This is a genomic window from Rhodococcus sp. BE178 (assembly GCF_050433545.1).
Classification (GTDB): Bacteria; Actinomycetota; Actinomycetes; order Mycobacteriales; family Mycobacteriaceae; genus Prescottella.
The window spans coordinates 654,868-680,121 of record NZ_JBNPXA010000001.1; the positions used below are offsets into that span (position 1 = coordinate 654,868).

The following is a 25,254-nucleotide window of genomic DNA, read 5'->3' on the forward strand; positions in this document are numbered from 1 at the left end:
GAGTACCTCCGTCAGCAGCCCTCGTACGCGGGGCTTGACCCGACCTCAACCGAGGCCGCAGTCTTCACGCTGAGTCCGGCGCGGCCCAGGGCGTCGCGCATCGCGGTCAGCTTACGAGCCGAGTCGGTTCTTTCCGTTGCCGTAGTTGACACCTGTCTTGACGCCAACTCCCGCGTCGACGAGACCGATGAGCGTCGTGGGAATCCGGATGTACGGGGTGCCGCGTCGGTAGAGGCTGGCTGCCAGGCCCACGATGTCGAGAAGGACTCCTCCCCTGATCACGATGACTGGTTCTCGTCGGCGGTCGATTCCGAAGGTATTCATCGCGTCGATGACCTGTTCGACCGATTCCCAGTCCTTGACGGCTTCATTGGCACGCATCGGAACGAAAGTTCCACGGACACCGTGCCTGGTAAACCATCGGCGCACCCGTTCACCGTGCGGCCGATCGACGGAGGCGTCGATCAGAACGAGACGTCGTTCCCCAGGCCTGAGCGGCGCCGCGGCGCACCCGTCCAGGAGTTGTGTGTTGTCCGGATGGAAGAGGTCTGCTGATGCAATGACTTGGTACGCAACCTGCTTGACCGCTTCGACCGTCCATTCGGAGTCGTCGGCGGCGACGTGTGCGAGTCCGATCTTGAATCGTGTGCCGCTACGCATGTCAATCGTTCTCCTCTGTCGTGGAATCTACGTGTGCGCCCGTCACTCAACGCCCTTGAGCATGTAAATGCCGATGCTGCAGGAGGATTGGATATGCGATCCGAAATTTTTCCCCGATGTTCCCCCCGTGGTGAACGCTAGGCCATATGTGTAGCGATCACTACTGGAGTGACGCGACTCACAGGCGCTGCTCGACATCCGCGGGTTCGCATGGTTGCACTCTCGTGACCCCGCCCCCATACTCGTGTATCGATCACTATTGGAATGATCTGGATCGTGGTGCCCGTCCGGGAACGCGACGGCGGGCGCCTCTTCGCCGGAACCTCGCACGAGGTTCCGGCCTATTCGGCCATCACGGAGGGGAGACGGTGTGCGACACACCGACGTGTTCATCGCAGGAATCGCGACAGTACTGGGGGAACCGGATTCGGTCGAATCGGCCGTGGAGCGAGGCGATTACGATCCGGACGAGGCCCGAGACGACGATCTGGCATCGATCTCCGTACTTCCGGACGCTCGCCCTACCGAGGTCGCGGCCACCGCGCTGCGCGACGCGCTGAACACGAGCCCCGGAGCCGCGCACGACGTGCGTGCGCTCGTGCACACCGGAATTCACTTTCAGGGGCAGGACTACTGGACTCCGGCCGCGCACATCGCACGGCTGGCTCTCGGTGACCGCCACGAGGCCGGTAGACGTATCACCACGATGGAGGTTCGGCAGGCTTCCAACGGTGGCCTCGCAGCTCTGAACACGGCAGCCCTCTACACAGAGCGGCTCACGTCTGGATCGGTCGCGGTCACTGCAGCCGACGTCTTCCGTCGACCCCACTTCGACCGGTACCGCAGCGACAAGGGGCTCGTCCTCGGCGACGGAGGCGCCGCCGTGGTGCTCGGGCGCACGCCTGGTATCGCGGCGCTGCGCAGCACCGCGCTCATCGGGGACCCCGGTCTCGAGCCGCTGTATGCCGGCGACGCGCCACGTGCGCTCCCGAACACGCCCGATGTTCCCCTCGACCTACGCGGACGAAAAGACGACTACCTGCAGACATGTTCGGTGGACGACGTGATCGCCCAACTGACCGGGGCAATGGAGGAAGTCCTCCTTGTATCCGCGGACGATGCGGACTGCAAGATCACCGACATCGATCGATTCGTCTTCCCCAACACCGGCCGAGGAATCGGTGAATGGAAGTTCCTGGACAAGTACGGAATCGGCGAGGAACGTACGTGCTGGGAGTGGGGTCGCACGGTCGGCCATGTCGGAGCCGCCGATCAACTTGCGGGGCTACATCACCTGATCTCCACCGGAGCTGTCGGACCAGGATCCCGAGTCGCCCTCTGCTCGTCCGGAATCGGATTCAACTGGGGCGCAGCAATCGTCGAGATCCTTGCCTGAGCGACCCGCACCGCTACGCCTACTCAACGGAGGCTCGACATGACAACCGAAAGTCCCACCGCAACCGCGGACACGCCGGCAGCATCAGCCCCGGGATCGATCCCCATCGTTCCGGTTCTCGCAATGATGCTGTGCGTGTTCGCCCTCGGCAGCGCGGAGTACGCCGTGATCGGTCTACTACCCGACATCGCACGCGATCTCGGATCGACCGTTACCGCGTCCGGATGGATCGTTACCGTCTATGCCGTGACCGTTGCAATCACGGGCCCCTTCCTTGCCGCGTACCTGGCGCGATACTCGCGCAAGCGCTCCATGATCGCGCTCATGATCGTCTTTCTCATCGGCAACCTCATCAGCGCCGCAGCGCCGAACATCGTGCTCATCCTCACCGGCCGCGTCATCGCCGCCCTCGCCCTCAGTGCCTTCGCGGCGTTCTCGATCGCAACGGTGGCTACGATGGTTCCACCGCAACGCATCGCACAAGCGATCTCGTGGGTCGCCGGAGGCCTGATCCTCGCGATGATCCTCGGTGCGCCGCTCGGCACAATCATCGGCCAAAACCTCGGGTGGCGAGCAACATTCGTTGCCCTTGCCGTGACCGCCGCTGCCGGAATCGTCGCGGTGTCGGCAGCGATCCCGGTCGATGTCCCCGCCGATACACCTCCCGACGTCCTCGGAGAACTCCGCACGATCATCCGCCCACAGGTCCTCATCGTCCTCGCGTTCAGCGCCCTGGGACAGACCGGGTTCTTCACGGCCTACACCTACATCACCCCACTGCTCGAAGACGTCTCCGGATTCGGCGGCGCAACCGTGGCACTGCTGCTCCTCGTCTTGGGCGTCGGCGGCTTCCTCGGAAACCTCGCCGGCGGCCGACTCGCCGACTGGAACCTGCCCCGCGCGTTGACCATTCTGCTTGCCGTTCTCGTGGTGGCCCTTCTCACCCTGAGCATCACTGCGCCGTCCAAGCCAGCGGTGGTGGCGGCACTCGTCCTGCTCGGAGCAGCTGGATTCGCCGTGGTCCCGGCCTATCAGACCCGAGTACTGACGATGGCCGACGGTGCACCTTCGGCCATCGCCGCGAATACGTCCGGCATCAACGTCGGCATTGCACTCGGGTCTCTGATCGGCGGTGCTGCGCTTGCACACGGACTGTCCGAGCGAGATCTCGGCTGGATCGGCGCGACTGCAACGGCGCTCGGACTGCTCGTCGCGCTGTGGTCGGTTCGAGGCGAGCTGCGTCCGACCCGCGAGTCGGGTGCCTCCCGTGTCGGGGCGTAAATCCTGGCGCGCGGGCCACCGGGTACCGCTGGTCAGCCCGTACGAATCCACATCGAACGTCGCATCGATCACGTTGTCGGACAACCTTGTCGCCGTTCAGCACCACCGACTCGCATTCGCAGGATCCGAGTTCCGTATCGCCCTGTCCAACGAATACGGGCGCGCCCCGGTCACCCTCAGCGTGGAGATCGACACCAGACCGCCCCAGCACGTTCATTTCGATGGCGCTGAGAAGGTGACGCTCGCTCCCGGAGAACTCGCGTGGTCCGACCGGGTGACGCCACACGTCGACCGGAACGACACCGTCGCGATCGGTGTGCGCGCCCACGGCTCGACCGAACTCGCAACCTACAACCCGTCGATGACACACCGGACGCTACTCACGCCGGCAACGCGGCGCGACACCGCGCTGCCGCGACACACTCGGACACTCACCACGCAACTCTACGTAGCCGGGATCGACGTTCTCACCCCGGACACCGCGCCGCTCACGGTTGCGCTGGGAGACTCGGTCTCCGCAGGTTACGGGAGCACCGTGCACGGATTCCCGGGTGTCCTCGCGTACCGTCACGGTTACGCCATCCTCAACCTCGGTATCGCCGGGAATCGACTCACTGCCGACGAGATCGGGCCGGCCCTGCAGAGCCGAACCGCCCGTGACGCGCTGGAAGCACGCCCGGACCGTGTGGTCGTGCAGATCGGAATCAACGACCTCGCGGCGACGCATCCCGGAGCAGTACTCGATGCGAACGACGGGGTGGTCCTCGCCGAACGGATCCTAGAGACCGCCGCAGCGATTTCCTGCGCAGGCCCCGACGTCGTGGTGGCGACGTTGCCTCCGTGCGATACGAGCATGGACCCGCAGTTCAGCAGGCCGGGCCTCCGTGAAGCGCGCACGGCAGTCAATCAGGTCCTGGTCGCAAGTGACTTCGACGTGGCTCCGATTCACGAGGTGCTCGAGCACCCGGAGACACCTGGCGTTCTTGCGCCGGAGTTCGACTGCGGCGACGGAATCCACGCGAACGATGCAGGGGCGTCCGCGATCGCGGATCTCCTTGCAGACATGATTGGGCAGACGCCCGAAACGCTCGTCCACTCGGCGCGACCGTTCCACGGTGGCGTGAGCGGTCGGACTGTGACTACCCCCGGCTAGCCTCGAGTGGCGCGGCTTCATCATCCATGGTGAGGCCGCGGGAAGGGATCAGCATGGCCGGTGTGCCTGGGCAGGGACGTAAGTTCGATATCGACAGCGCTTTGACCGCCGCGATGAACATGTTCTGGCGGCAGGGCTACGAGGGAACCACGGTTGCCGGACTGACCAAAACGATGGGTATCTCACCTCCGAGTCTCTATGCGGCGTTCGGCGACAAACGCCAGTTGTTCGATCGGGTGGTCGAGCACTACCTAAGCGGTCCTGGCGCCTGGATGGACCGCGTGTTCGAGGAAGAGACGACCGTACCGGGGCTGGTAGGACGACTGCTCGTCGAAGCGGCCCACCACTACGCCGACCCCGACGAGCCTGGTGGTTGTCTGGTGGTCAATGCGGGAAGCACCGTCATGGATTCTGCCGTCGCATCCGTACTGCGGGATCAACGCAACGCAAACGTCGCGCGTCTCCAAGACCGCCTCCGATCCGGTGATGAGCTGGGGGAGCTTCCCAACGATGTGGATCCGCGAGCCGCGGCCGAGTTCCTCGCCGCGACGATCCAGGGCATGTCCACCCGTGCCCGGGACGGCGCGACCGTCGGCGAGCTGGTCGCCGCGGCGGCGCTCGCGGCGAGAGCACTCGACATCGACATCCGCGGGCAGACGACGGCGCCGACGTACCGCTAACCGCCCAGTATCAGTAACCTGGAGCTCATCCAGATTTGTGTGATCTGGAGCCGTCCTTAAGTCTGATTACCGACCGGTCAACCTATCCAATCCGTTTGTAGCCCAGCACGCTCCGACATTGGTGGACACTCCTCTCGCTGTCCATCCATCTTCTTCTCTCTCACGCTCGCTCGCTCCATCATCCATCCACTACTCACACCGGCGGCCACCGTGGGGCCATCTCTCCAAGCGGCGGCGCAACGTGGACGCATGGACGTGACCAACGTTCACCGGGCCACCCCGAACACCAAAGAAGCCATGTGCTTTCACCAGTGCATGTGCGCCTCTTAGGTGGTCGCGGGCGATCGTCCAGTGTACATCCGACGTGCCGCCTCACGCGTCGTGCTATCGAGTTGCATCCGCCATACCATTCATGCGTCAGCGATGAGTTTGGGCGGCGGATCGGGTCTGCCTTGGCATGACTCGAATTGTTGCCGACATCTCGGTCTCTCTGGACGGCTTCGTCACCGGGCCCGATCCCAGCCCGGACTACGGTCTGGGCACCGGCGGCGAGGCCCTGCACACGGGGGCTCTTTCCGACTACCCCGACGACCGCCGGATCCTGCGCGAGGGGGCCACCCGCTCGGGCGCCGCCGTCCTCGGCCGCGACCTCCAGCTCGACATCGACCGTGACGCAACTGACCTACGACTTCTCGGGTGATCCGATGACCACTATCAACGCCAATGGGATCGCCTTGGGCATCGAGTCGTTCGGTGACGACGACGCGCCACTGGTTCTGCTCGCGGGCGGAACGACGATGTTCTCCTGGCCAGACGCGCTGTGCGAGCGCCTCGTCGCCGGCGGGCGCCGTGTGGTGCGCTACGACCTGCGCGATAGCGGGGAGTCGACGACGACGGATCCGGAGGCGCCCGCCTACACCTTGCGCGGCCTCGCCGCCGACGCCGCTGCCCTTGCTGACGCGCTCGCCGGCGGGCCTGCACACCTCGCGGGAATCGGCGTCGGCGGGATGGTCGCCCAGGTGGCCGTGCTCGACCATCCAGGCGCCTTCTCGGCGCTCACCCTGGTCGGCACCCGCCCGGTTGCCCCTGGCCCGCCCGACGATGACCTCCCCAACCATGACCAGGCGACGATGAGCCGACTGTTCGCGCGCCCGATGCCCGATTGGACCGACCGCGAGGCGGTCGCGGAGTTCGCCGCCGCCGGCGCGGAGATCCTCGGCGACGACCCCGTCGCCGCGCGAGCAATCGCAGGGCGCATCTGGGACCGCACGCCCGGCACCGCACCCCCGGTCCAGATGGCCAACCAGATGGGCCTGGTGTTTTCCAGGCTCGACTGCAAACCCCGCTGGCGCGAGCGCCTGCCCGAGATCGAGGTCCCCACGCTCGTCGTCCACGGCCGCCGCAACCGGTTCTTCCCCGTCGGCAACGGCCAGGCGATCGCGCGCGAGATCCCCACGGCACGGCTGCTCGTCCTCGAAGAAGCCGCCACCGCGATACCCGATGCGGCGGTCGGCGAGGTCACCGAGGCGATGCTCACGCTCGGATAGAGGTAGGTGCCGTGCGTGTCCGGCTTCCACGCAGCACATCGCCGCTGAGGTGCCCACAGCACGAGCGAGTCAGCAAAGTGGAAGACGGGCCATCCCGAGCTTGTCCACGAACACTGAACCCAGAGCCAGGCACTCGGCTACTGCACCAAGTGGCACCCATCCAGATCTGTGTGATCAGAAGCCCTCGTCAAAGTGCGATTACCGACTGGTCAACCCATCCAATCCGCATGCAACCCAGAACGAACCGCCATAGGTGAACACCTATCCACTGTCGCGCTCTCTCCGTCGGTGAAACACAACGGGCATGAAAGGGTGACCCCCCTTTGGATGGTTGGATGCCCACCCATCCGTTGGGGCCACAACCGATCATGGAAACGCTGGTCCTGCGAGCGGCAGTTTCGACCTGGTTTCAGACGGGGCGCGACACCCAGTTCGGGGGCCACGGTGCTGCTGTGAACGATGTGGGCTCGGCGACATTCTGAACGGTGCCACCTTCATTGGCGAATGATGCGCGCACCGAGTAGCGGTTGGTTGTGAGGTGAACGGCGAGGGAACCATCGACGATGGACAGCACCCATCGGTCCATATCTCTGAGCAGTTCAGCGGACCCGCGATCGCACGCGTCGCATCCACAATCGGGAATTGATGCCAACCTCATTGCAGGGTCTCCCGCTGCAACGGTGACGGTGACGATGTGGTCGTTGTCCACCGGTGTGTGCGTCGTCAGAACCAGGGGGACTGCTCCGTCGGCTGCGGGCTCGAGGACGGTGTCGGCACCGCCTGCATCAAAGGGGCGGAGCGCCCAATCTATTTGCGATGCTTCTCGCGCCCAGCCGCGGTCGAGGAGAACCTTCGTCCACGCTCGCGCTCTGGCCACCACGATCAGGAACTTCTCCGGGTTGGTGACTTTCTCGTACGCTGCCGCGTCAGGAGCGTGGCCATCCTTGTACGGGTGCGGCCATCCAGGAGTGGCTGCACCGCTGGTCGCGAATGCCGCGTCGACGTCGGCGAGTAACTCGCACATCTGTCGGGACAGCAGCGGCTCGTACCGTCCCCAACCGGTTTCGCGCGCGCGGAGAATATCGTCGTTGTATTCGTCCCACCACGACCGCGCTTGATCTGTCCCCACGACAGCGACGCTACCTGCCGTGGGGGGGCATCTGATCCGACGACGCTTGCGAGTGCTCGGCTTTTCACCGGCAGAGGTGCGAAGCTGCAACCTGTCGCGACGGCCCCGCCTACCCGACCGCCGCCAACCGTGGAACCAGTCCAGATTCGGCGTGATCAGCGGCCACTCCCAAGCGTGATTACCGATCCGTCACTTCACGCAATGAACCGACGGCACAACAGGACCAGCTACAGGTGAACACCTCTCCATCCATCCACTCCACTCCACCTCACGGTTCTCTTCCTCAGCCAGCCGCCATCCAGCCATCATGAGCCACCCGGGCGCACGCATTCGCACCCTCCGCGCTGTTCACGGGAACCGATTGGCGATTGCCGAGATGATCTCGTCTGGCTCGCGCTCCTGGATGAAGTGCCGCGCACGGGGTAGCTCGACGACGTCGAGATCGGCAAATGCGGCATGCATCCGCGGGATACACACCTTCGGACGGAAGATCATGTCCCGCATCCCCCACACTGCCAGCGTCGGCTTGTGTCCCAGCAGGGCGGGTACGTCTTGGGCGAGTTGGTCCAATAGCGGGCGTGCGGCGCGAATTTCCTTGGGCATGAACGTGAGCCCCCGTCGTGCTTCCTCGGTGGGTTGCACCATGCGGTAGTGGTCGGCCTCTGCCTCGGTGAGCGTGCGGCCCAGCTCCCCGAGCAGGAATCGCTCCACAAGCAGGTTCTGCCCGAGTATGCGACGTTGCATGGGACGGCTGCTCATGATCACGCTGAATGCCCTATTGACCAGTGGATCGATCGGCCAGAACACCGTGTTGCCCAGCACGACCCCTCTGACTCGATCTGCCCGCGCGGTTGCCGCGCTCAGCCCGATGGGGCCGCCCCAGTCGTGCCCCACCACGACGAAGCCGTCCAGTTGCAGATGGTCGATCAGTTCGCCCAGGACCGTCGCGTGCTCAGCGATCCTGTAGTCGAAATTCTCCGGCCTTTCGGACAGTCCGAAGCCCAGATGATCCACGGCGATGCACCGATACTGGTCACGCAGGCCCTTCACGATGTGGCGGTATAGGAAACTCCACGTCGGTGAGCCGTGACAGAACAGAATCGGCGGTCCGGATCCCTCATCGATGTAGTGCACCCGACCGACAGACGAGTCGAACCATCGCGACTCGAACGGATACAGGGTCTCGTCGGGAACGAAATCGATCATCATTGAGCGCCCTCCTCGTCCGGACCATCTCTTCACGTCGCTCTACAGGGCCGGCGCGCGCTCGGTGACCAAACCCAGGCCACCGAATCCCACCCCCTGCGCAGCAACCCTCACCGCGAGGTTGCGCTACAGGTGTAGCACATTCTGACCAGTACGCTACACCTGTAGCATGTGGTTGTGTCTACACGAGCAACCGGCGCCGATGAACGCCGAGAACTGGTCGCAAACAGCGCCATCCGCATCATTTCCCGCGACGGACTTCGGGCGCTCACACACCGAGCCGTCGACCGGGAAGCCGGGATCCCGCAGGGGTCGACCTCCCATCATGCAAGAACCAGGCTCGCACTACTCGAACTTGTAGTCGACACGCTCGCCGAACGCGCGATAGCTGACGCCAAGCACGCCGCAGACGCCCTGGCCGCAACGCCTCAGGGCGAACACCAGCTGAACATCACCGAGCTTGCAGGCGTGATCGGCGCACTCGTCGAGAGACTCTCGGACCGCCGCGACGACATGAAAGCCCGCTACGCACTCATCCTCGAACTCGATGACGTTCCCCTGCTTCAGGGGAAGTTGACTACGCAGTCCGAAGTCCATGCGGTTACCCGAGAGGTGACCTCGTCACTCCTCACCAGCGCGGGTCTTCCCAGTTCCGACGAACGGATCGAGGAGCTGATCTCGCTCACGGACTCCTTGGTGTTCACGCGAACGGTCATCCACGGAACCACCCCCCTGGAATCCATCCTCACTGCCTATCTGCGAGGTGTCGTCCCACTTTCGGCCACCTCTACCGGGAAGTCGTGAGGTCCGACGCCACATCGGGTCGACAGGCGTCGTGTGCTCAGGGGCCTCCGAAAAGTGTGGTCACCGACCGAGCACATAGCGAATCAATCTGCCTCAGCGGGCAAACCGTCGTCGAAGCCCGCACGGATGGACTCCTCGAGCAGATGCTGGTGCTGTTCACCGCATCGGCGATCCGCTGCATGTTTCGGTTGTCGTTGGAGCGGGCGGCGGCGCGCGAGTTCGCCGCGCCTCCGCCTATCGAGAGAAGCCGGAACGGTTCCTGCACAGCAGGATCCACACAATACGTACTGAACACGGCACACCGTGCGATGCTTGGAGCATGAACATTTCACATCGATCTACTTCAGCCGCGGCTGCCGGGCTCATGGGCGCTGCAATGTTCGTTGCGGCGCCGGGTGTGGCCAGCGCCGCTGATCCTTGCCAGCTCGGGTGGTCGAATGTGGGACCACGAACGTGCGCTATGACAGACGTCGGGATGGCCCCGGTGTGGACACTGGGAGACGGCATCTGTCCAGGGATGCTGGTCGCCTCCGGGAATGCGTTCGACGGACCACTGTCGGAGTACTCCAGCGCTCCAGGGGCGGTCCATTCCGTCGAACTGCGAGTTACGCAGGGCCTCTCACCTTTGGGCGAGTGGGGGTCGACTGTCCTGGCCTGCAACGCAACTGCGATCATCGATTGGCAGAACCTCGATACCGGTCAAACCGGCACAGTGAGTCGATACATCCCTGCGAGCAACACGAGCGCCTGGCCGGTATACGTGCATGTGGGTACGGGCCCGGGACGTGTTCGGCTCACCATGCGGACCGACCACCCGAGCATTCCGGTCTCGACGGACGTGGTCGTCCCCTGACGTCACTGTGCACGTAGTGGCGACCTTCTGATCCCCATCGACACCCCACTGATCGTGTGCACCTTGCCAATCCTTTCACTGTTGGCGATGTGGCGACCCGAGACCAGCGGGGCCGCACTCTTCACGGCCGTTCGTCGGGCATCAGAATGTGACTGCTGCACGATCGGGTCGCCGAACTTGGCACCCAATCGTGCAACAGTTCGAATTGATCCAGATATGTGTGATTGAAGGCCCTCGTCCGGCGTGATCACCGAGCGGTCGACCTATCCAATCCGCATGGAGCGCAGAATGACCCGCCATTCGTGAACTCTTCTCGCTCCCCCATCCATGTCGCTCTCGTGATCACGCTTCTTCAACACTCATCCCTTCGCTCGGGCTCTTGCGCCCGACCACCCATAGGGTGCTCTTCCGGATCCGATGCTCGAGATGACCGGAATGGACCAGTGACCGCACGATGTAGTGGTCGAGGTTGCGGAAGCCGAGTGCGATGCCACGCAGATATTCGAGACGCCCGGGGATCGTCTCGACTGAGGTGTTTATCAATGGCGGGTCATTCCGAACGATCTGTCGCCACCTCCTGTCACACGCGCGCATAGTGGTCGTCGCAAAGACCCCACCCTCTGGACGGACGGCGCGGTGCCAACCCCACCGGCACGCCAGCTCAGCGACTTCGGTGCCGGCGACGCCGGACGGGTTGTGAAGCCGATGACGTATGCCTTTGGTAGCGGAATGTTCCGACACCCCGTCGCTCCCGGTGTTCACACATCCGAACTCCGCGACGGGGTGCCCTCATTGGTGGCGCGTGTGCGGCCGGGTGGCGCGGAACGACACCCGACCGGTCGGGCGCCCGCCCGAAGGTGACCTCCGCACCTACAGCCCTGGGGCCGGGGCGTGACGGAGATGCTCGGACCGGACGGGTTCAACGCCCTCGACATTGCCTTACGCCATCCGATCCGAGCCGCCTGCGCGAAGTATTTTCGGGGACTGCGGCATTCAGTGGTGACAAGACAAGTGGCCTGCACTCTGGAACTCATCCAGATTTGTGTGATCAGGGGCCCTCGTTAAGTGTGACTACCAATCGGTCGGTCTAGCCAAAAAGTCTGCCGTCCAGGGCCGGCCGCCATTGGTGAACACCTCTCCTCCCATCCCTTCCATCCATCAGTCTGTCGGTCTGTCTCTCTCTCGGTCTGGCGGTCTCGGTCTCTCTTCTCTCTCTGCTCGTCCTCTCCTTCCTCTCCGGCTCGGCTATTCGTTCTGCCAACCAGCCGGCGCTCGGCAGATTCCCCACGACGAGATGGCCGTGCGACGCACGTTGTACGCCGAATCGATGGAACTCGTGACGCGACTGGGACACCCGCTCGCGGGCCGGTCGACGCTGCAGTTGAACGATCTCCCCCAGTACCCGTGGATCCTGCCCGGCGTCGAGACCGCACTGCGCCGCGAGCTCGAGGAGCTCTTCGCCCGCAACACCCTGTCCGCCCGACGCACCCTGAGCCCGTCGGCGTCGGAGCTGGTGGACTTCCTCGAGAAGTTCGCCGCCGAGGTCACACCCGCTCGGTCCTGACGCGGAGCGCACCGGAGCCGCCCACCCCGACGGTGGGCGGCTCCGGTTGCCGCGACGAACGATCAGGCGGGGACGGCCGCTGGCGCCTCGTCGTGTTGCAGCCCGCGTGACGAGTCCGGAACCACGCGGAACAGAGCCATGGCACCGAGCAGGCTGATCGTGCAGACGACCGCGAGGTACCACGTGACACCGGTGGACGATCCGGTGGCGTCGAGCAGCGCGGTCGCGATCATCGGCGCCAGTCCACCACCGAGGATGACCGAGCTCTGCAGGATCAGCGACGATCCGGAGTAGCGCACCTTCGCGGGGAACGTGTCCGCGATCATGCTGCCCTGCACGCAGTGGGTCACCGGAATGATGAGACCCATTCCGAGGAAGGCGATCACGGCCACGATCGTGTTCTCCGTGTTGAGCAGCGGGAAGAACACCGCGCACCACACCAAGATGGCGGCGGAGCCGGCGATGAACATCGTGCGTCGGCCGTGCTGGTCGGCGACCCTGGTCCACACGGGGATCGACGCGAACCACAACACCGCAGCCGCCGTCACCCCGAGAATCAAGAACTGCTTGTCGTAGCCGAGGTGCCGTGTGCCGTACGACAGCGAGAACACCATGAAGGTATAGGCGACAGCGGAATTCGCCAGAATCGCGAGCACTGTCAGGATCAGGCGGGGGAATCCGACGTCGAGTGCCTCGCGGAGCGGGAACCGCGACACCTTGTTGTTCTCGACGATCCCGGTGAAGGACGGGGACTCGGTGATGCGCAGGCGGATGACCAGTCCGATCGCGACCAGCACGATGCTGAGCAGGAACGGGATACGCCAACCCCAGGAGGTGAACGCACTGTCCGACATCACCGAGCTGGTCGTGAGGAAGATGCCGTTCGCAAGCACGAGGCCCGCCGGGGTGCCCATCTGCGGGAAGCCGGCGTAGAGGTTCTTCTTCCCGACGGGGGCGTGTTCCATTGACATGAGCGTCGCGCCGGCACCCTCACCGCCGAGGCCGATGCCCTGAACCACGCGCATGGCGACCAGGAGGATCGGCGCCCAGACGCCGATGGCGTTGTAGTTCGGAATGAGGCCGATCAGTGTCGATCCGATACCCATCATCAGGAGGGAGACCACCAGCGTCGCCTTGCGCCCGATTCGGTCACCGAAGTGACCGAATACCAGCCCTCCGATGGGCCGGGCGACGAAGCCGGCCGCGAACGTGCTGAACGCGGCGAGGGCTCCGGCGGTGGGGCTCAGGCTGGGGAAGAACTGCTTGTTGAAGATGAGTGCGGCGGCAGTGCCGTAGAGGAAGAAGTCGTACCACTCGAGCGTGGCGCCGGCCAGGGTCGCCATGGCGACGCGGCTGCGCGCGGCTGTGGCGGGGGCGGCGGCTCTACCGCGTGTGCTGTCGGTCATCGCAGATACCTATCGGGTGTCGGTGGAGGGCGGTGGGATCATCGAGATCTGTTGTTCACCAAGGGAATCCAGTGGCCGTATCGGCCTCGTGAAGAAGATTCTGCACGCGTGAGACATGACTCACAAATGCCGAATCAGGCACTGGGTATTTCAATTCGGCTATGTTCGGTCGATATCGGAGATCCCGAGAAAGCGCACGAGAGGCCCTGTTGGACCAGCTCGCGCGCTCTGTCGTGACGCGATCCCTCTTTATTCGACCGGGCGCTCGCTCGGCAGTTGCAGGAATCGGATTGCTTCCGGGCTCGCAGAGGCGAGGCTGTCTGGCTAGGGATGACGCCTACTGGTAGTTGTCCGGTACAGGCCCATCGCACCCCGGCGGGATCGCCGTTTCGAGAATTGCGACGGTCTCCGCGCGGGAGCGGTCATCAATGATCCGCGGAGGGTGGAGGGTTGTGGACCGGAACAGTGTCAGGCGAGTGCTGTGGCTGCACTGCATACTCGGCAGGCCCGACCATGCCTCAGTTGGTGCATGTTTGATGCCAGTTCTCGGCACCTCTCTTCCCTGTTCGCCTCGACGCAGACCGGGGATAGGAGTCAAAGCGCCAGAGCGTCTACAAGATTCGCCGGCGGAGCCGCCGTTGCCCGGCCCGATTCGAGCAGGATGTGATCGAAGAACGCGGTGAGTTCGCTCGTCGCAGTCAGTGGCAGTACATGGGCGACATACTGGTCCGGGCGGACAACCACCACACAGCCGCTGCGTTCCAACCCCCGAGCGTCGAAGAAGTCTTGAGCCGGGTCAACGGCAAAGACCTTCTCGTAGTCAACGACGGCGTGCGGTCCCTTGCATGGGAGGTAGAGGCGCGAAACCTCCTCCACGGCAACCTGATCGTGTGTTCCCTGAAAAATCACCTTGATGTCAAAAAGGCTGTCAAACTCGGCCCCAATTCGCGTGAATCGCTGTACCGGAGAGTCGGGCGCACAGAGCATCCACTCCGACCAGTCACGTAACAGGCTCGCTCCGCGGACGGTGGATCCGTCGGCGAACGCGTAGATTCGCCAGCGGCCGTCGGCTCGAGCTTGGTGTCCCAGATGGACTGGGTTGGCGTCGGCGACGCGGACCACCGGGGCTGACCGGAATCGCTTGCCAATCGGGAGGCCGGAGGCGAGATCTTGGTGGTTCAGGTCTCCGATTATCGTCGACGGCGGATACTCCGTCATGAAGCCCGCTGTGAACTCGGCGCTCTTGACCAAGTGCGCTGCCAACTCGGCTGGGGGGATCTCGCCTGGTCTCTTTGCCATCATCGCTGACCATTCGCGGTCGAAATCGATGAGGTTTTGAGCCACCGCCTTTCGTTCGGCCGAGTAGGTGTCAAGAAGTGATTCCGGGCTGAGGCCGGTCAACACCTGCCCGAGCTTCCAGCCCAGGTTGAAGGTGTCCTGCATGGAGACGTTCATCCCCTGGCCAGCCTTCGCGCTGTGGGTGTGGCATGCGTCGCCCGCGATGAAGACGCGCGGGGTACGGATTCCTACCTCGTCGTCAGCGACGTCATCGAACTTCTTCGCCAAACGGTGCCCGACTTCATACACGCTGAACCACGGCACATCACGGACATCGAGAGTGTAAGGGTGCATGATCGTGTTGGCCTTGGCGATGGCCTGCTCGACGGTGGTGCTACGGATGGCGTGGTTGTCGCAGTCTGCGACGTCACCCAGGTCGACGTACATCCTGTGAAGAAAGCCGCCTTCGCGGGGGATCAGCAAAACGCTGCCGTTCTCCGACTGGATCGCGCACTTTGTGCGGATGTCTGGAAAGTTGGTGACGGTGAGCGCATCCATCACCGCCCATGCATGCATTGCCTGCGTGCCCTCCAGCTTGAGGCCGATCGCCTCACGCACGGCGCTCCGGGCCCCGTCTGTTCCGACGACGTATTTAGCGCGCACGCTACGTTCCTCGCCGGCGTTGTCGCCGCCGGTACGACGGACTGAGACCTGGACAGGGAACTCCTCGCCATCGGTGACTTCGAGCGAAACGAGCTCCCAGCCGTAATCAGGCGTGATACGCCCTGGACCGTAGGCCGCGGCTTCGGCAAAGTAGTCCAGGACCCGGGCCTGGTTGATTGTCAGGTGGGGGAACTCGCTGACCCCGTGTGGGTCGTCCTCTGTGCGTTGGGTTCGGATGATGCGTGACCGGTCGTCGGGGTCGGGGGCCCAGAAATTAGTGGCACAGAATCGATAGGCTTCAGCCGTGATTCGCTCGGCAAAGCCGAACGCCTGGAATGTCTCGACGCTGCGGGCCTGGATTCCGTCGGCCTGTCCTACTTCCAGCCTGCCTGGACGACGTTCGATGAGGCGGGCGTTGACTGTCGGGAACTGCGACATTTGAGCCGCCAACAACATGCCTGCGGGCCCGCCACCGACGATCAGCACATCGACGTCATCGGGGAGCTCTGGTTGGCGATCCACCCCCACACCTGCGGCCGGTTGGATGCGCGGATCAGTGGTGACGTAACCGTAGTGGTGAAACTGCATCAGGACTCCTGAGGTGTTATGGAAAAAACTGATAAGGCGGGCTCAGCCAGCCCTGGACTCGTCCTGCATGCTGCGGGCTACCTCGACAAGAGTGTCGAGCATGGCGCGCGAGGCGGGATTGAGATGACGATCGGAGGCTAGGGTGACGCCGACATTCGCTCCTACCTGATCGAATGAGATCGGCAGTGTCGTGAGCCGTGGGTCGAGTGTTCCCAGGAGTCCCGGAAGTACGGTGATCATGTCGGTCTCTATCAGAAGTTGTCGCACGGTCAGAAACGCGGTTGCGTCGACACTGTTAGGCGGAAGTGGGTATCCGTTGCGGGCGAAGTACGCCTCGATCTCGGTGCGGAGCATCGTTTCGACGCCCGGCAGGATCCACACGAATGGCAAGAGGTCCTCGAGCGTGACTGTGGCACGCTCCGTCAGTGGATGGTCCAGTCTGGTGACAACCTTGACAGTCTCCGAGTACAGGACGCGCCTGGTCATGCCCTCTGGGGTGGGGCCGCTCACGCGTCCGACAATCAGATCGACTGTGCCCACGGCAAGTTCCTCGAGGAGGAACTCGGGAGATCCTTCGCGGATCACCACCCGTAGCATGGGCCGTTCCCCTTTGAGACGTGCCACCGCACGCGGGAGAAGTAGATTCGAGCCAGCAAGATGCGTGCCGATGACCACGTAGCCACGGGTCGCGTCCTGGATCTCATCGAGGTGCCGTGCGGCTTGTCGAAGTTGGGCGAGCACGGATCGCGCGTAGTCAGTGAATACCGCCCCAGCCTCCGTAGGCTGGATCCCACGATGTCCGCGCTCATACAACTCGACTCCGAGGATCCGCTCGAGTTCTTGGAGGCTGCGGGTGACAACTGGCTGTGTCACGTGGAGCGCCGCAGCAGCACCGACCACGCTGCCACGACTGGAGAGGAGGTCGACGAGCAGCAGATGCCGGAGCTTCAATCTGCCGTCGAGAAGTCGCCGGCTTTCCATGACCGCAAATATAGGCTCGACCATCGAATCAGGCATAGACGTAATCAGATTCGTAACAACTTGAACATGTTGCTTTGTCACTGAAACTAACCTCTCCCTTCATCAGGTCGCAGGTCGCAGGTCGCCACCATCGACGGATTACGTGCCCTCGTGCGAGCCGCTCGACGTTCTCCCCTGCTGCCGTGGTGATCGCTGGATCCACTCTTCATCGCCGCGATGGTCGCGACGGTGTCGTCTGCATCCACCGTTGCCGCCGACGCATAGGGCGGTGGACACTCGCCGCCACATGCGAGGTCGTCCTGGCTTGGATCCTGCGACGGTCAGGACGACCTCGCATGTTTGCTGGTTTCAGTCCAACGGGTTGCATTGCTACAGCTGACCCTCGGGCTATTTGATGGGCGCGAGGGGAAGCTCAGTCGGCCCTTCCTCGAGTTCGAACGTGTAGTCCAGCGAGTACCACGGCGTCTGAAGCTCTGGGTGGTCGGGATGGGGCTCGCGGTGTTCGACGACGTTGCCGATCAGTGCCCGGGTGACGCCGAACTGCACGTCGGTCTCCAGGTATGAATCGTCGCTGGGGTAGACCTGCGCGGTCAGCACCTTGTAGCCCTCGGCGTTGATGAGCGCATGCAAGTGTGCAGGCCGGCATGGATGCCGCCCCTGTGCCTCGAGCAACCGTCCGACGACCGTGTTGGTCGGGATCGGGTAACCCGACATGCGCACCGAACGTAGCCAGAAGCGACCTTCTTCGTCAGTTGTGAACTTGCCGCGCAGATTGAAATCGACCTGGTCGGGATCTTGGTTTTCGTACAGCCCGACCGGGGAGGAGTGCCAGACGTCGATCTCTGCACCAACGACAGGCTGCCTCGTCTTCTTATCGATGACGTGAGCGTTGACAAAAAGCGCGGCGCCAGGTGTCTCCGAGCGCACAATGGTTCCGCCGTTCTCCGTACGAGGTGAGTGCAGACGCCAGAATGGCCCCAGGGAGGAGTGCTGGGTCTCGGTCTGGCCGTTGTCGCCGTTGTTCATCAGGTAGACCAGCGTGGAGATGCCGAGGGACCCGCACATGAGCACAGCTTCGTTGTGCTTGTCGTCGGTCGCCTGACCGATCTCGTTGAGGATCTTTGTCGCAGTACGAAACTCTGCCTCGGTCAGGCGAACTTCCTTGACGAACTGGTGGAGGTGTGTGACCAGGGAAGTGATGATTTCACGAAAGCGGGGATCCTTGGTCTCCGCCATGACCTCCAGTACGGAGGGAGTGACATCACGATAGCTGGTGAGTATCACGGTGATCGGTTCCTTTCAACGTGCTTGTGTTGTGGCAGTGCCTTCCGCGCGGAACGGCCTGAAGGGCGGGGCCGCGCCCTGCCTATGGGGTATGTCTCACGACTCGGTCGCGGGAACGCTCGGACGTGTTTGGAGAATCAGGAACAGTCAGGTGTCGGCGCTTTCGACAACTTCGACAACGTGCTGTACGCGTTTGTCCTTCACGTCGAACACGCATTACGCCAATCGGGCCTTCGCCGGGACGCTGCGGCGAGTGCCATGTGTTCCTCTAGGGGAGATGGAAGTCGCAGCACTTCGGCCCGGACGAGGATCTGGACGATGTGTTCGTTGAGCCGCAGGGAAGATCTCCTGGTCGTGCATCGATGCTCGATCAGGTGTCCTGGCTTGGCACCACGTGAAGATTTGAAGGCGAAAGGGATGTGGTCTTCTCAGCTGGCTTCTGCCACCACGCCTGGCCTGCGAATCGCAATCGACTGGATCTCAATGAGTAGATGCGGGTGAGGAAGCTGGTGCACGGCGACGGTGGTACGCGCCGGCCCAGTTTCATCGAAGTACTCGCCATATACGCGGTTGTAGCCCGCGAAGTCGTTCATGTTGACGAGGTACGAAGTGACTTGGACTACGTCCTTCAGGGTGCAGCCGACTTCGGAGAGAATGTCACGGATGTTCTCGATGACGGCTCGGGTCTGGGTCTCGATGTCGAGCGTGGTCACTCCGAGTTCGTCGGCTTCTGCGCCAGCGAGAGTGTTGTCGGGCCGCCGACTACTCATCCCGGACACGAAGACCAAGTCTCCAACGACCTTGACATGGGGGTAGCGGCCGCGAGGGGTGGCCTTGCCTTCGACAACGAGGGTCTGATTGCTCATTGGTGGTCTCCTGCGGTGTTTGAAGTGGTGATCGATACGGTTCCCAAGCTGGCCACTGTGGCCATCACGGTGGTACCTGGAGTGAGTGGAACAGCTGCGGTCGCCGCGCCTGCAAGCAGCACACTTCCGGCAGGAAGCGCCACTCCTTGCTCGGCGGCGATGCGCGCCAAGTTGGGGATCGCGAGGTAGGGGTCGCCCAAGATGTCGCTCGTGCTGCCAGCAGCAGCAGTCTCGTCATCGACGTCCAGCGTCACTGGCTGGCCATTGAGAGCCGGAGGACTCGCCACCAGGTCGACAGGCTGCCAACGGCCCACAACGAAGCCCGCAGCTGAGGTGTTGTCGGCGACGACATCGGAAAGGGAGAAGCGAAAGTCGAGATAGCGGCTGTCGATGATCTCAAGGGCAGGCGCGACTGCGTCGATCGCATCGACCATGTCAGTGGCGGGGTGTTCAGTTCCAGCGGCGTCGAAAGCCCGCCCAAGCCGAAAGGCCAATTCCGGTTCGATGCGAGGGTGAATAAACCCGTCAAGTTCTACTGTGGCGCCGTCCTCGTAGGCCTGTGATGCGTGTAGTCGCCCGAAGATGACGTCTGAGACGCCCATCTGCAGCGCTTTTGCTTTGCTGGTGAACCCCAGCTTGGCTCCCGTCACGAAATCGCCGCGCGCAATTCGCAGATTAGCGACGAGTCCCTGGACGAGATATGCGTCATCAAGTGTGAGCATGTCCGCGAGACTCAGCTGCGAAATCGCCCGGGCCGATGTAACTGCATTGTCCAGCGACGTCGCAAATTCGGCGAGCCTTGAGGTTCTTGTCATAGCGCCACGGACACATTCGTCGATTCAGCGTAGAAATCGAGGGAATCGGTGCCGGCGTCGCGGCCGATTCCAGACCGACGCGACCGGCTGCGCAGGGCGCGCCTATCGCGGAGGTGCCCGGCGTTGACCTTGGACAAATCCACATCCGTCGCCGGAGGTGCACTGAATTTGCCGACTGCGCAACGCCCTTCGATGCACTCACCTTCGGCGAGGGCGCGCGGGTTCGCCATAGTGACTCGGATCTCATCTCGCATGAAGTGAACGTACGGTAGCCCGCCTATGACCGTCTAATGCCAGATCCATGCGCAACCATAGCCAGACAGGCATAGGCATTCCTGATCGCCCTCGCGAGCGTCGTTCGCGCAAAAAACCTTCACACAATTGGATTCCGGGGGCCTCCCGGGCCGTGCTGAATGCGCATTTGGGCATACCAGTGATCAAAATCGGAATTGGCCACGAATCGCGACCACGCTGCATCGTGGTGCAACATCGTCCTGCAAGACAGACCGACGGAGATCTCCGGACCATCAATTGGCGATGCCTCGACGTGGCGCTGGTCGCCGAAAATGCCCGGCGTGCAAGAGCATGGCCTACCCGCCACGACAGTAAGGGGAAGCCCCATGCGAGCGACATACATGTACGGCCCGTTCGATGTCCGGGTGATCGACGTGCCCGACCCGGTGATCGAGCATCCGGCCGACGCGGTGGTGCGAGTGGCGCGTAGCTGCATCAGCGACTCGGACCTGCACCGTTATCGTTCCATGGCCCCGACCGCGGACGGCGTGTCGATGGGACACGAGTCCGTCGGGACTGTCGAGGACATCGGCGCCGACGTCTCGACAGTGCGCCGCGGCGATCTCGTGATCTGGAATTCCGGCGCCGTAGGCGGCTGTCAGGCCGAGGCGGTGCGTGTCCCGCAGGCTGATGCCACCCTGGTCGCGGCCCCGATCGCGGAGGACTCGTCGCTGATTCCGTCGCTGCTGACCCTGTCCGACATCTACCGCACCGGTTACCACGCCGCAGTGACGGGCGGCGTCGGCCCGGACCGAACAGTGACCGTGATCGGTGACGGCGCGGTCGGGTTGCTGGCGGTGCTGTCCGCCAAACAGCGTGGGGCGCAGCGGATCGTTCTGATGGGCCAACACAAGGATCGCATTGCCCTCGGCCGCGAGTTCGGCGCCACCGATGTGGTGGTCGAACGCGGCGCGGAGGGCATCTCCGCGGTGCGTGAGCTCACCCGCGGCGCCGGCACCCACGTCGTGATCGAAACAAGCGGCCTAATCTCCGCCTACGAGCAAGCTCTCTGTGTCGTGCGCACCGGCGGAGTTATTTCCCGGGTCGGTGTGCCACAGTACGAGAACGCGCCGGCTGGGTTCACCTCCCTGCTCGGCCCGAACATCACTGTGACAGGCGGCCCGGCCCCGGTCCACGCCTACTTCGACACGCTGTTGCCCGATGTCCTCGGCGGCCGCGTCGACCCAGGCAAGGTATTCGACTGCGAGATCGGCCTCGACTCCGTTCCCGACGGCTACCAGGCCATGGACGCTCGCCAAACCCTCGGGATCCTCGTCCGCCCCTGACTCGACGTTTCACCGCACCGCGCATTTGGAGGCCAGGCGACCTCGACGATCGGCATCCAGCACTCGAGAAGACGGAGGAGCGATGACCGCGTCGTCAAGTGGGCGCGAACGTGGTCGTCGAAAATGCTGACGAAACATGTTGAGGCGCAACGGTATGCGCGTTTTCCTGAACGCTACATCCTCAATGGACATCCCACTTCCGTGACACAGGAGCAAAACGCGATACCAAACGCAATATCGACGTACCGCCACTCCTGATTGTGCCCGTCCCGATGTCCAGGCATGTCCCGACAGGGGATACATGGACGGAATCTGGGTATTGAGCTGTGTATTTGTACCGTAGTTTCCTCTCCCGGACTACGACAGGCTGACCTCGTCAGAAATCCCCGCCTCACGGAGAGAAGCACATGTTCCCCGAGAGACACCTACTCAAAATCGCCCCACCGGTCACCGGCGATCCATCCCGAACTGGAACCGTCCTGGTACTCAGACCAGTACGGCAACCACCGCGAAGGCGACAGCCCGATCCGAGCCAACTGGCGATCATCGCGCTCGACAGCGGTCAGTCGACCTTTGCGTGGGTTCAGGTGGGCCCTGCCGACGTCGCGCCGGGTCTGCGCGTCCAATTCTCGAGGCATCCGGAGAACGCCCAGTTTCCGACATTCGTTCCCTCCAGACCTTAGTTAGTACGTAGAGAGTTGGTTAGCAGGTACGACACCCATCACTGTTCGGGGCCGATTACGCGGGAGAGGTTGCTAGCGACGCTGGCGATGCCTCGGTCGCCCGGATGTGGAGCGCGCTAGTACTGGGTGCAAATGCACCCCTGCGGGGAGCGTCTATCGGATCCTCGCCCGTCTCACGCGATGGCAGACCATCCGAATGTCCTCGGCAAGTGCCCGAGGCCGTGGCACGGGCACCACGCCGTCAGTAGCGCACACAACGGTGCCCGCGCACAGGTTGCTCGCCGCTATACTCCCATTGAGCAGCGCAAACATCGACAGCACCTCATCAGGATGCACCATCGTGGCTGTACAGGAACACCAGGGCCTTCCGCCCGCCGAACTGGCAGGGTTCGTCGGACGCCAAGGTGAACTGCGCGAGGTCAGGCGCGGGCTGTCGACCTCCCGGCTGGTGACCTTGACGGGTGTCGGTGGTGTGGGCAAGACCCGTCTGGCGATACGTGCATCCTGGGAATTGCGCAGAGCGTTTCCGGACGGCACCTATGTGGCAGAGCTCGCAGGTTTGGAAGATGGCGGCCTCGTGGCCCAGGCAATCGTGACCTCGCTGGGACTGCAGGACCAGTCCACTCGGTGGACGGCAGACACCCTGGCCCAACAGCTGGCTGCCCGGCGGATACTGCTCGTGCTCGACAACTGCGAGCACCTGCTGGACACCTGCTCTCGGCTCGTCACCAGACTTTTGGAACGGTGTCCGGACCTCAGGATTTTGGCTACGAGTCGCCAACCGTTGGGCATCGTCGGGGAACGCGTTCAGCCGCTGTCGACCATGCGCACCCCGGCCGATGATGACTCGCAGTCTGCCCAAGCCTTGCGCAAGTTCGAAGCAATCAAGCTCTTCGAGGACCGGGCGGCCGCCGCAGTGGGCGGCTTCGAAGTCAACGACCACAACGCCCACGTAGTCGCGCGCCTCTGTCGCCGCTTGGACGGCATCCCGCTGGCGATCGAACTGGCTGCTGCCCGGCTCAGAGCTCTGTCGCCGGGACAGGTTCTGGAGCACCTCGACGACCAGCTGACACTACTCACGTCTGGCAACAGAGCCGCGCTCCCCCGCCAGCAAACGCTGCGGGCCTCGATCGACTGGAGCTTTCACCTGTGCACCGAGCAGGAACAGGCCCTCTGGGCCCGGGCCTCGGTCTTCGCCGGAAGCTTCGACCTCCGCGACGCGGAAGCAGTCTGCGCCAGCGACGATCTGCCGGAACGTGATGTGTTAACCGCGGTAGCGGGTCTGTTGGACAAGTCCGTGATCTTCCGCGAAGAACGCGGTGACGTGATTCGCTACCGGCTGCTGGAAACCATCCGCCAGTACGGCCGAGAGGCGTTGCGCGTCGACGGGGATGAACGGGAACTCCAAGAGCGGCACCAGGCGTGGTATCTGAAGCTGACCGAAGACACCCACCAGCGGTGGTTCGGGGCTACCCAGGTACAACTCGCGGAACGAATGTGGTTGGAGCACGCTAATATTCGTGCCGCACTTGAGTTTTGCCTTGCCGCGCCGGGAGAATCCCACGAGGGTTTGCGGATCGCCGACGCATGCCACAACGTGTGGAGGGTCAACGGGCTCATCAGCGAGGGACGTCACTGGTTCGAGCGCTTGCTGGACCAGGATAGGGAGCCGACTATTGTCCGAGCTCGTGCGCTCGCAAGCGCGATACACTTCGCACTGCTGCAAAACGACCTCACCGCGGCCAACCGAATGTTGCCGGAGAGTCGGCAACTGGAAGGCGAGTTCGACGACGACATTGATGCTCGCTGTTACAGGGTTCCCGAAGCATTCGCCGCACTGCAGCAGTACGACTTCTCGGGCGCCGTCGCGCTTGTCGAAGAGATTCCCTTTCGCCGCGATGACCGGGACTGGGGAATCACGGCCAAGATCCTGCTCGGCGATAGCTACTCGATACAAGGTGACCGCGAGCGGGCGATGGGCCAGTGGCAAGACCTCCTGCGCCTGTGCGAGGAACACGGCGAAAGGTGGCGCCGCGCCTACGCGATGTGGGGCCTAGGCATTGAGGCTTGGCGCCGAGGCGAATGGACACATGCTCGGTCGCTCGAACTGGAATGTCTCTCCGTGCAAGGTGAATTCCGCGACCAGTACTGCACCGCGCTCTGCTTAGAGACGCTGAGCTGGATTGCCGCGAGCGCCGGCCAATACAAGGAAGCAGCGCTCCTGGCTGGCGCCGCTCGTGCCGTCCGCACCGAATTCGGCGGCACCCTGCTTCCCTACTTCGACGAATACCAGCAGCGCTGCCAGCAAGAGGTGCGACAGTCACTCGGGGAACGGGCCTACACCAAGGCGTTCACGGAAGGGACCCAACGGCCTCTCGGCGAACTGGCAGGTGAGCTGCTCGGGCAAACCACCACTCACACGGCGGCTACGAGCAACGAGCCCCTCGACGAGCTCACCAAACGCGAAAGGGAAGTCGCCGCTCTCGTGGCCCAAGGAATGAGCAACAAGCAGATCGCTCAAGCCCTAGTCATATCCCAGCGCACCGCGGAAGGCTACGTCGAGAGAATCCTCGTCAAGCTGGGCTTCTCCTCCCGCAGCCAAATCGCGGCGACCGTCGCGGAAACTCGAAACCCCCACAGCCCTCCGCAACCATGACCACGAACCCGCCGACGACGTGCTGAGGCGAGTGTGCGCATCCGGCTACCGCGGGATGCCCCCGGCGCGATAGCCGATTTCGTCGATCGGATGGTGCCGATGATCGACCTACTCCGATTGGCGACCTTCAGCCAGTGCGGGGTCGAGGCGATCACCCTGACGATTGGCGACGAACAAGTCG

General features: G+C 63.4%; 19 protein-coding genes and 2 pseudogenes. 11 read left to right on the plus strand and 10 right to left on the minus strand.

Annotation, left to right across the window (positions count from 1 at the left end; all coding sequences use genetic code 11):
- Nucleotides 1-111: 111 nt before the first annotated feature.
- Nucleotides 112-660, minus strand: coding sequence for a hypothetical protein (locus tag J2X34_RS03025; RefSeq protein ID WP_429516082.1), 549 nt, complete (start codon nucleotides 658-660; stop codon nucleotides 112-114).
- Nucleotides 661-1,030: 370 nt separating this feature from the next.
- Here J2X34_RS03025 and J2X34_RS03030 point away from each other — a divergent pair, with 370 nt between their 5' ends.
- The 6 genes from J2X34_RS03030 (at nucleotide 1,031) to J2X34_RS03055 (ending at nucleotide 6,717) form a co-directional block, all read left to right on the plus strand.
- Nucleotides 1,031-2,056, plus strand: coding sequence for a ketoacyl-ACP synthase III family protein (locus tag J2X34_RS03030; protein ID WP_429516083.1), 1,026 nt, complete (start codon nucleotides 1,031-1,033; stop codon nucleotides 2,054-2,056).
- Between the two features lie 39 nt (nucleotides 2,057-2,095).
- A complete protein-coding gene (locus tag J2X34_RS03035; RefSeq protein WP_429516084.1) occupies nucleotides 2,096-3,337 on the plus strand; it encodes an MFS transporter in 1,242 nt (413 codons plus the stop codon).
- A 73-nt stretch (nucleotides 3,338-3,410) separates the two neighbouring features.
- A complete protein-coding gene (locus tag J2X34_RS03040) occupies nucleotides 3,411-4,490 on the plus strand; it encodes a GDSL-type esterase/lipase family protein (protein ID WP_429516085.1) in 1,080 nt (359 codons plus the stop codon).
- Between the two features lie 53 nt (nucleotides 4,491-4,543).
- Nucleotides 4,544-5,170 carry a TetR/AcrR family transcriptional regulator gene (locus tag J2X34_RS03045; protein WP_429516086.1) on the plus strand — a complete coding sequence of 209 codons (627 nt, stop codon included), beginning with the start codon at nucleotides 4,544-4,546 and terminating at the stop codon, nucleotides 5,168-5,170.
- A 457-nt stretch (nucleotides 5,171-5,627) separates the two neighbouring features.
- Complete coding sequence (locus J2X34_RS03050; RefSeq protein WP_429516087.1) at nucleotides 5,628-5,870, plus strand: hypothetical protein; 243 nt, start codon at nucleotides 5,628-5,630, stop codon at nucleotides 5,868-5,870.
- Between the two features lie 4 nt (nucleotides 5,871-5,874).
- The gene (locus J2X34_RS03055) at nucleotides 5,875-6,717 is read left to right on the plus strand and encodes an alpha/beta fold hydrolase (RefSeq protein WP_174913181.1); all 843 of its coding nucleotides are present in this window, start codon (nucleotides 5,875-5,877) and stop codon (nucleotides 6,715-6,717) included.
- Nucleotides 6,718-7,126: 409 nt separating this feature from the next.
- On the opposite strand, the gene J2X34_RS03060 is transcribed toward J2X34_RS03055, so the two are convergent.
- Both J2X34_RS03060 and J2X34_RS03065 read right to left on the minus strand, forming a co-directional pair.
- Nucleotides 7,127-7,846 carry a DUF6226 family protein gene (locus tag J2X34_RS03060; RefSeq protein ID WP_429516088.1) on the minus strand — a complete coding sequence of 240 codons (720 nt, stop codon included), beginning with the start codon at nucleotides 7,844-7,846 and terminating at the stop codon, nucleotides 7,127-7,129.
- Nucleotides 7,847-8,194: 348 nt separating this feature from the next.
- Nucleotides 8,195-9,055 carry a haloalkane dehalogenase gene (locus J2X34_RS03065; protein WP_429516089.1) on the minus strand — a complete coding sequence of 287 codons (861 nt, stop codon included), beginning with the start codon at nucleotides 9,053-9,055 and terminating at the stop codon, nucleotides 8,195-8,197.
- Between the two features lie 174 nt (nucleotides 9,056-9,229).
- Here J2X34_RS03065 and J2X34_RS03070 point away from each other — a divergent pair, with 174 nt between their 5' ends.
- Nucleotides 9,230-9,856, plus strand: coding sequence for a TetR/AcrR family transcriptional regulator (locus J2X34_RS03070; RefSeq protein ID WP_429516090.1), 627 nt, complete (start codon nucleotides 9,230-9,232; stop codon nucleotides 9,854-9,856).
- A gap of 1,195 nt (nucleotides 9,857-11,051) precedes the next feature.
- Here the strand turns inward: J2X34_RS03070 and J2X34_RS03075 are convergent.
- A pseudogene (locus tag J2X34_RS03075) lies at nucleotides 11,052-11,258 on the minus strand (hypothetical protein); the annotation flags it as partial.
- A gap of 60 nt (nucleotides 11,259-11,318) precedes the next feature.
- Here J2X34_RS03075 and J2X34_RS03080 point away from each other — a divergent pair.
- Nucleotides 11,319-11,411: pseudogene (locus tag J2X34_RS03080) on the plus strand (metal-dependent transcriptional regulator); the annotation flags it as partial.
- A gap of 424 nt (nucleotides 11,412-11,835) precedes the next feature.
- Nucleotides 11,836-12,273, plus strand: coding sequence for a LysR substrate-binding domain-containing protein (locus J2X34_RS03085; RefSeq protein WP_429516091.1), 438 nt, complete (start codon nucleotides 11,836-11,838; stop codon nucleotides 12,271-12,273).
- Between the two features lie 62 nt (nucleotides 12,274-12,335).
- Here the strand turns inward: J2X34_RS03085 and J2X34_RS03090 are convergent, their stop codons facing one another.
- The 6 genes from J2X34_RS03090 to J2X34_RS03115 all read right to left on the minus strand — a co-directional run bounded on the left by J2X34_RS03090 (nucleotide 12,336) and on the right by J2X34_RS03115 (nucleotide 20,061).
- Nucleotides 12,336-13,679 (minus strand): MFS transporter, encoded by a 1,344-nt coding sequence (locus J2X34_RS03090; protein ID WP_429516092.1) that lies wholly within the window; start codon nucleotides 13,677-13,679, stop codon nucleotides 12,336-12,338.
- A gap of 594 nt (nucleotides 13,680-14,273) precedes the next feature.
- A complete protein-coding gene (locus J2X34_RS03095; RefSeq protein ID WP_429516093.1) occupies nucleotides 14,274-16,208 on the minus strand; it encodes an FAD-dependent monooxygenase in 1,935 nt (644 codons plus the stop codon).
- A 42-nt stretch (nucleotides 16,209-16,250) separates the two neighbouring features.
- The gene (locus J2X34_RS03100; protein ID WP_429516094.1) at nucleotides 16,251-17,225 is read right to left on the minus strand and encodes a LysR substrate-binding domain-containing protein; all 975 of its coding nucleotides are present in this window, start codon (nucleotides 17,223-17,225) and stop codon (nucleotides 16,251-16,253) included.
- 351 nt (nucleotides 17,226-17,576) lie between these two features.
- Nucleotides 17,577-18,473, minus strand: coding sequence for a dioxygenase (locus J2X34_RS03105; RefSeq protein WP_429516095.1), 897 nt, complete (start codon nucleotides 18,471-18,473; stop codon nucleotides 17,577-17,579).
- Between the two features lie 428 nt (nucleotides 18,474-18,901).
- Nucleotides 18,902-19,339 (minus strand): RidA family protein, encoded by a 438-nt coding sequence (locus J2X34_RS03110; protein WP_429516096.1) that lies wholly within the window; start codon nucleotides 19,337-19,339, stop codon nucleotides 18,902-18,904.
- Nucleotides 19,336-20,061, minus strand: coding sequence for a 2-keto-4-pentenoate hydratase (locus J2X34_RS03115; protein ID WP_429516097.1), 726 nt, complete (start codon nucleotides 20,059-20,061; stop codon nucleotides 19,336-19,338). The genes J2X34_RS03110 and J2X34_RS03115 overlap by 4 nt, the downstream gene beginning before the upstream one ends.
- Before the next feature lie 713 nt (nucleotides 20,062-20,774).
- On the opposite strand from J2X34_RS03115, the gene J2X34_RS03120 reads away from it, so the two are divergent.
- Complete coding sequence (locus tag J2X34_RS03120; RefSeq protein WP_429516098.1) at nucleotides 20,775-21,734, plus strand: zinc-binding dehydrogenase; 960 nt, start codon at nucleotides 20,775-20,777, stop codon at nucleotides 21,732-21,734.
- Nucleotides 21,735-22,757: 1,023 nt separating this feature from the next.
- Nucleotides 22,758-25,073 (plus strand): ATP-binding protein, encoded by a 2,316-nt coding sequence (locus J2X34_RS03125; protein ID WP_429516099.1) that lies wholly within the window; start codon nucleotides 22,758-22,760, stop codon nucleotides 25,071-25,073.
- Nucleotides 25,074-25,254: the final 181 nt, after the last annotated feature.

Bases quoted from the DNA above. Each gene is read 5' to 3' on its own strand.
- J2X34_RS03025 (WP_429516082.1), bottom strand. From the start codon at position 660: ATGCGTAGCGGCACACGATTCAAGATCGGACTCGCACACGTCGCCGCC.
- J2X34_RS03035 (WP_429516084.1), top strand. From the start codon at position 2,096: ATGACAACCGAAAGTCCCACCGCAACCGCGGACACGCCGGCAGCATCA.
- J2X34_RS03045 (WP_429516086.1), top strand. From the start codon at position 4,544: ATGGCCGGTGTGCCTGGGCAGGGACGTAAGTTCGATATCGACAGCGCT.
- J2X34_RS03050 (WP_429516087.1), top strand. From the start codon at position 5,628: ATGACTCGAATTGTTGCCGACATCTCGGTCTCTCTGGACGGCTTCGTC.
- J2X34_RS03055 (WP_174913181.1), top strand. From the start codon at position 5,875: ATGACCACTATCAACGCCAATGGGATCGCCTTGGGCATCGAGTCGTTC.
- J2X34_RS03065 (WP_429516089.1), bottom strand. From the start codon at position 9,055: ATGATGATCGATTTCGTTCCCGACGAGACCCTGTATCCGTTCGAGTCG.
- J2X34_RS03090 (WP_429516092.1), bottom strand. From the start codon at position 13,679: ATGACCGACAGCACACGCGGTAGAGCCGCCGCCCCCGCCACAGCCGCG.
- J2X34_RS03095 (WP_429516093.1), bottom strand. From the start codon at position 16,208: ATGCAGTTTCACCACTACGGTTACGTCACCACTGATCCGCGCATCCAA.
- J2X34_RS03100 (WP_429516094.1), bottom strand. From the start codon at position 17,225: ATGCCTGATTCGATGGTCGAGCCTATATTTGCGGTCATGGAAAGCCGG.
- J2X34_RS03110 (WP_429516096.1), bottom strand. From the start codon at position 19,339: ATGAGCAATCAGACCCTCGTTGTCGAAGGCAAGGCCACCCCTCGCGGC.
- J2X34_RS03115 (WP_429516097.1), bottom strand. From the start codon at position 20,061: ATGCTCACACTTGATGACGCATATCTCGTCCAGGGACTCGTCGCTAAT.
- J2X34_RS03120 (WP_429516098.1), top strand. From the start codon at position 20,775: ATGCGAGCGACATACATGTACGGCCCGTTCGATGTCCGGGTGATCGAC.